At 65.6% G+C, this 5,524-nt stretch carries 7 protein-coding genes and 1 pseudogene; 3 read left to right on the plus strand and 5 right to left on the minus strand.

Annotated features, from left to right (window positions below; genetic code table 11):
* On the plus strand, positions 1-479 hold a 479-nt coding region (locus tag ACSBP4_RS19460), incomplete at its 5' end, for an NAD(P)H-dependent flavin oxidoreductase (RefSeq protein ID WP_435553191.1).
* A gap of 36 nt (positions 480-515) precedes the next feature.
* Here ACSBP4_RS19460 and ACSBP4_RS19465 read toward each other — a convergent pair.
* The 5 genes from ACSBP4_RS19465 to ACSBP4_RS19485 all read right to left on the minus strand — a co-directional run bounded on the left by ACSBP4_RS19465 (position 516) and on the right by ACSBP4_RS19485 (position 4,345).
* Positions 516-1,259 carry a beta-ketoacyl-ACP reductase gene (locus ACSBP4_RS19465; protein ID WP_006179688.1) on the minus strand — a complete coding sequence of 248 codons (744 nt, stop codon included), beginning with the start codon at positions 1,257-1,259 and terminating at the stop codon, positions 516-518.
* 116 nt (positions 1,260-1,375) lie between these two features.
* Entirely contained in the window at positions 1,376-2,953 is a 1,578-nt protein-coding gene (phaC, locus tag ACSBP4_RS19470; protein WP_435553192.1) for a class III poly(R)-hydroxyalkanoic acid synthase subunit PhaC, read from the minus strand.
* Positions 2,950-3,498: a poly(R)-hydroxyalkanoic acid synthase subunit PhaE gene (locus ACSBP4_RS19475; RefSeq protein ID WP_006179686.1), complete on the minus strand. Its 549-nt coding sequence runs from the start codon at positions 3,496-3,498 to the stop codon at positions 2,950-2,952. Before ACSBP4_RS19475 ends, phaC begins: the two co-directional genes overlap by 4 nt.
* 44 nt (positions 3,499-3,542) lie before the next feature.
* Entirely contained in the window at positions 3,543-4,028 is a 486-nt protein-coding gene (locus ACSBP4_RS19480) for a hypothetical protein (protein ID WP_435553193.1), read from the minus strand.
* Complete coding sequence (locus tag ACSBP4_RS19485) at positions 4,025-4,345, minus strand: AbrB/MazE/SpoVT family DNA-binding domain-containing protein (protein WP_006649374.1); 321 nt, start codon at positions 4,343-4,345, stop codon at positions 4,025-4,027. Before ACSBP4_RS19485 ends, ACSBP4_RS19480 begins: the two co-directional genes overlap by 4 nt.
* Before the next feature lie 306 nt (positions 4,346-4,651).
* On the opposite strand from ACSBP4_RS19485, the gene ACSBP4_RS19490 reads away from it, so the two are divergent.
* Positions 4,652-5,293 carry a MaoC family dehydratase gene (locus tag ACSBP4_RS19490; RefSeq protein WP_435553194.1) on the plus strand — a complete coding sequence of 214 codons (642 nt, stop codon included), beginning with the start codon at positions 4,652-4,654 and terminating at the stop codon, positions 5,291-5,293.
* Positions 5,294-5,380: 87 nt separating this feature from the next.
* A pseudogene (locus ACSBP4_RS19495) lies at positions 5,381-5,524 on the plus strand (phosphomannomutase); the annotation flags it as partial.

Below are 5,524 nucleotides of genomic sequence, written 5' to 3' on the forward strand. Positions count from 1 at the left end.
GCCGAGGGATCGCCGCCGCGCTCGCGCTCGGGGCCGACGGCGCGTGGCTCGGGACTCGATTCGTCGCGAGCGAGGAGGCGCGCGTCCACGACGAGTACCGGCGGCGGCTCCGCGAGAGCGACGAGACTGATACCGCCTATACGACGCTGTTCGACAAGGGCTGGCCCGGGACGCCGCATCGGGTCCTCGAGAACGAGACGCTCGAGCGCTGGCGCGAGGCCGGCGAACCGCCCGCCGGCGAGCGACCGGGCGAAGACGAGGTCGTCGCGCGGACCGACAGCGGTGACGGTGCCCCCATCGAACGCTACGACGAGGCGCTCGCGACGCCCGGCGTCGAGGGCGACGTCGAATCGATGGCGCTGTTTGCCGGCCAGAGCGTCGGATTGACGAACGACGTTCGTCCCGCAGGAGAGATCGTCGCGGAACTCGCCGCGGAAACGGCGGACGCGATTTCAAAACTCCCGGGGAGTGCAGACTGAGTCGCGTTCGAACGCAGAACGAAGCGACGACTGTCGTTACAGGTCCATCCCGCCGTTGACGTCGATCACTTCGCCGGTCACGTACGAGGAGTCCTTGCTCGCGAGGAATCGAACTACTGCGGCGATGTCTTCGACCTCCGCCAGTCGCTCGAGAGGGATCCCCGCGATGATCCGGTCTAACACCTTGTCCGGGACGCTCTCGAGCATATCGGTAGCGGTAAAGCCCGGTGCGACGCAGTTGGCCGTCGATCCCCCCTTCGCGAGTTCGAGGGCGATCGTCCGCGTGAAGCCGAACATCCCGCTTTTCGCGGCCGCGTAGTTTGCCTGGCCGTAGTTGCCCTGTTTGCCGACGACGCTCGAGATGTTGATCAATCGACCCTCTTCGGCGTTCCAGAGGTCGTCGTAGAACAGTTGGGTACAGTTGAACATGCCGCCCAGATTGACGTCCATCACGCGGTTCCACTCCTCGGGGGACATCTCGGTGAACTGTTTGTCGGCTGTGATGCCGGCGTTGTTCACGAGGACGTCCGCCGGGCCGAACGCCTCGTGGCAGACCTCGACCATGTTCTCGACCGCCGCACGGTCGGAGACGTCGGCCTGAGCCGCGACCGCCGAGCCGCCGGCCGATTCGATGGCGTCGACTGCCTCGTAGGCCTCGCCCTCCGACGATCGGTAGTTGATGACGACGTTCGCTCCCTCCTCGCCGAGGTACTCGGCGATGCCGCGACCGATCCCCTTCGCCGAGCCCGTAATAACGCAGGTGCGACCATCCATGGACATAACTCACACATTCAACGTCCGATGGTAAATAACGACCTGTTAGCTATCAATACAGTGAGTGCAAACGACCGGAGGGCGACCGGGGCGATCGGATCGCCCCATCGTCGACACCGGCCTCAGCGCTCTCGAGCCTGGTCGATCCAGTCTTCGACTCGAGTCGGCGAGATCCCGGTTTCGGCGGCGAGGTCGGCGGCATCGGCGTTGGCCAACTCCGCGAACGTCTCGATCCCGGCCTCGGCGAGCGCCGCTGCGTAGGCGTCGCCGATGCCCCGGAGATCGGTGAGATCGTCGGGTTCGGACGCGATCTCCGAGGCCGCGTCCTCGCCAGCGACCTCCTCGACGACGTCCTCGTCGACGGTCATCTCGCCCGGCTCGGCCGGTTCCGCCTGGACGTCTCCCTCGCCGCGATCGGCGATCTCCGCGTCCGAGCGATCCTGACCGTGGAACTCGCTCGTCTCGGCGTCGATATCCGTCCCCGACTCGACGTCGATGCCGCCGTCGGCGAGGTCGCTGGCACCCGATTCGTTGCCGGCGACGTCCTCGGCCAGCGCCGCGTCCGCGGCGTCGGGGTCGGTCGACCGATCCGAGGTGCGTGACCCTTCATCCGTCTCGTTCGAGCGCGCCTCGAACCAGTCACAGACCTCCGGCCAGAGTTCCGCGTGGCTTCGCGAGGAGACGGACATGCCGATGTGGCCCGTCGCGAACTCGAGGATCTCGGTGTCGTCCGAGGCGATCTCGTCGTTGAACGGTTTGGAGGCCGCCGGCGGGATGAGGTGGTCGTACTCTGCGACGATCTGGAGGACGGGCATGTCGATGTTGCCCAGGTCGACGTACTCGCCGCCGAGGGAGAGTTCGTTTGCGTAGAGCTTGTTCTCCTGATAGATGTCGCGGATGAACTCCTCGTAGGCCTCGCCGGCCACGTCGATCCCCTCCGCCAGCCAGCGCTCCATCCGGGCGAAGTTCTCGACGAAGTCCTCGTCTTCCATGTTGTCGTAAAACGTGACGTACTTGGTCACGTTGTTCTGGACCGGATCCATCAGGGCGAAGCCGACGTCCAAGAACTCGGCGGGAACGTTGTCGAACGTCGCCGTGACCGTCTCGGGGTCGTAGTAGTCCTCGCTGCCCCACAGCTCGAGGACGCCGCCGTCGCCGTCGAAGCAGAGCCCGGCGGCCATCAGCGCCAAGTTCTCGACTTTCTCGGGAGACAAGGAGGCGTACATGGCCGACATCGTCCCGCCCATGCAGTAGCCGAGGATGTTGATCGCGTCCAGTCCGGAGCGATCCCGAACCACGTCGACGCAGTTGTCGATATACCGGTTGACGTAGTCGTCGAGACCGAGCGTCCGATCCAGCTTGGAGGGTTCGCCCCAGTCGATCAGGTAGACGTCGAAGCCGGCCTCGAGCAGCGTCTGGACCACCGAGCGGTCCGGCTGGAGATCGAGGATGTAGGGCTTGTTGATCAGCGCGTAGACGATGAGGATGGGGATGTCGTGTTGCTCCTCCGTCATCGGCTCGTAGTGGAGGAGTTCGAGCTTGTTCTCCTCGTAGACGACCTCGCTGGGCGTTTGCCCGACCCCGACGTTCTCGACGGTTTCGGTCCGGTCGGGTGCGACGCTGCTTTTCTCGGCCAGGTCGGCGGTCGCCTCCCAGGCCTGCCGTTGCATGTTCAGGGCGGTTGCGAAGGGGTTCTTCATTGCTCCTCTAGGTGGTCGAGAACGCGGTCGAGTTTCTGCTCGACGGCGTGCTGGCGGCGCTCGAGTTCGACGAGCCGATCCCCGACCTCGACGATGTCGTCCTCGGTCGCGAAGCCGAGCGTGTGCAGCGTCTCCTGAGCCGCCTCGTCGGCCTGCTGTTGCAGTTCGAGGACGTCGCCGACGGTCTCGCCGGTCATCTTGGCGAACGCGGTCGTCGACATCACGTCCTTGAACGCCTCGTTGGCCGTGTTGAGCCAGATGTCACGGAACTCCTCGATGTCGACGTCCTCGCCCTCGAGCTGGTCGTTCATCCGATCGACCATCTGCTGGGAGGCGTTCATCCACGTCTCGTAGGCACGGGCATAGCCCTCGACGCCGTCGGAGAGTTCCTCGTCCTCGCTCAGTTCGCCGACGCTTTCGGACCAGCGCTCGACGAACTGGGCCTGCGCTTCCATGTTGTCCTCGAGTGCGTCGAGGAACTGCTCGTTCCACTGTTCGGCGAACGCGCTCCAGTCTCCTGCCTGGGGCTGGTGTTGGTCTGACATATACGGAAATTGGGGATGGTGGGTGAAAAACGGGTGGGCCTAATTCAGGCCGACGCGTCGAACTCGTCGGCGGCGGTCTCGACGTCCTCGGCGACCGCTTCGACGTTCTCCTCGACCTGCTCGTGGGCCTCGAGGGCGGCGTCGAACGACGAGTCGACGACTTCGGAGTAGTTCGCGGCGAACTCCTCGTAGGCGAGTTCGGACTCCTCGAGGGCCTCGAGGACGGCCTCGAGCGACTGCGACTGGGCCTCAGTGGCCGAGTCGAAGCTCTCGTCGACGAGGTCGCGGAGGTCGTCGAACTCGGCGGCCTCCTCGGGCATCGACGCCTCGAGGGCGTCGAAGTAGGCGTGGACCGCGCCCTTGGTCAGTTCGGCGTTGGACTCGGCCAGCGAGCCCGACGTCTCGACGACGTCGGCGACGGCGCTGATCGAGGTCTGCTGGGCCTCGAGGGCCTCGTGGGCGAACGACTGGCTCTGTTCGAGTGCGGTGCGCTGTGCGTCGAAGACTGCGGTGAATGGGTTCTGGGTCATGATTGATCCTCTCGGTTGCGTTTGACGGGGACGACGATCGTCTGGACGATATCGCCCTCCTCGATGTCGAGGGCGTCCCGTTCGGGTTCGGGAATGCTGATCCGACCGCCGCTTTGGACGCGGGCCTTGAACGTCGCCGTGCCCATGTTCATCGGGCCAAAGGCCGACGTGTCCTCGAGCGGATTCGCCGAACTGGCCTGTAGCAACTGCTTCATCATCTCCTGCTGGGACTGGGCAACCTGCTCGCCCGCTTCCTGCATCTGCTCGGTAAACATCGCAGGCGGGAACCAGGGCGATCGGTCGGAGTCGTCCGTCATCAACAGTACATTGGATCGCGGACATGATAAGGCTTTCCACTAGATACCATCTGTTGCCATTGAGTGGTGGCAATAGGATCGGGCCGGGTCGCGTCGTCAACCCGCCCGGGCGATCACCCCCGTCTCGAGCGGGCCGCGTGAGTGCCGACCGCTCACCGGTCACGGCCGTCTCGACGACGGAACGACCCCGGAATACGACCCGGTCGTAATCGAGTCTTACGGCGGTTTGTCGCCGGTAAAACGGGCTTGGTTCGGCCGGAAACCAGCCAAAGAAGTCATATACGTCCCTCGCTTAGCCGCCCGTAGATGTCACACGAGCATACTGGGGGTGAGAACTTCGCCGCCATGACCGACGCCTGGTCGGCGATGACTCGGGGGTTCCTCCGAACCGCGACCGCGGCCAATCGAGCGGCCGTCTCCGCGATGGTCCCCGTCGCCGCCAACGGCGACCACGGTTCCGACGCCGACCGGATCGCGCCGCCGATCCCCTCCATCGAGTACTCCGATCTCGACTGGCAGTTCGACCGCACCGTCGACGACCCCGACGGGATCAGCGTCGGCGACACCGTCACCTTCGAGAAGGCACTGACCGACGAGGACGTCCGGGCGTTCGCCGCGGTCAGCGGCGACACGAACCGGCTCCACTTGGACGAGGGCTTCGCCGAAGAGACCCGCTTCGGCGAACGCATCGTCCACGGGACGCTCGTCTCCGGCCTCATCAGCGCCGCCCTCGCTCGCCTCCCGGGGCTGACGATCTACCTCTCGCAGGATCTGGAGTTCAGCGGCCCGGTCGGCATCGGCGACCGCGTGTCGGCCCGCGTCGAGATCGTCGAAGACCTCGGCAACGACCAGTACCGCCTCGAGACGGTCGTCCGCAACGAGGACGACGACGCGACCGTGATCGACGGCGAGGCCGTCGTACTGATCGACGACCTGCCGGCGGAGTAACCCCCTTTTCGCCCGTCGTCGGTTCCCCGCTCGCCGTCCGCAGCGAGTTGCAACGTTGCTAAGTGGCTGCTCGCGGAACGGGCGCATATGACTCTCTTCGGAACCGCGGGGATTCGGGGCCCCGTCGACGAAGTAACGCCGTCGCTCGCGCTCGCCGTCGGGCAGGCCGCCGGCGAACCCGGGGCGACGTTCGTCGTCGGCCGCGACGGCCGGGAGACCGGCCCGGCGCTG

Origin of the sequence: Natrinema sp. CGMCC1.2065, assembly GCF_051225675.1 — an archaeon.
In the GTDB taxonomy this organism is placed as follows: Archaea; Halobacteriota; Halobacteria; order Halobacteriales; family Natrialbaceae; genus Natrinema; species Natrinema thermotolerans.

Excerpts from the sequence above, each read along its gene's own strand:
- ACSBP4_RS19465 (WP_006179688.1), bottom strand. The coding sequence starts at position 1,259 with ATGTCCATGGATGGTCGCACCTGCGTTATTACGGGCTCGGCGAAGGGG.
- phaC (WP_435553192.1), bottom strand. The coding sequence starts at position 2,953 with ATGAAGAACCCCTTCGCAACCGCCCTGAACATGCAACGGCAGGCCTGG.
- ACSBP4_RS19475 (WP_006179686.1), bottom strand. The coding sequence starts at position 3,498 with ATGTCAGACCAACACCAGCCCCAGGCAGGAGACTGGAGCGCGTTCGCC.
- ACSBP4_RS19480 (WP_435553193.1), bottom strand. The coding sequence starts at position 4,028 with ATGACCCAGAACCCATTCACCGCAGTCTTCGACGCACAGCGCACCGCA.
- ACSBP4_RS19485 (WP_006649374.1), bottom strand. The coding sequence starts at position 4,345 with ATGACGGACGACTCCGACCGATCGCCCTGGTTCCCGCCTGCGATGTTT.
- ACSBP4_RS19490 (WP_435553194.1), top strand. The coding sequence starts at position 4,652 with ATGTCACACGAGCATACTGGGGGTGAGAACTTCGCCGCCATGACCGAC.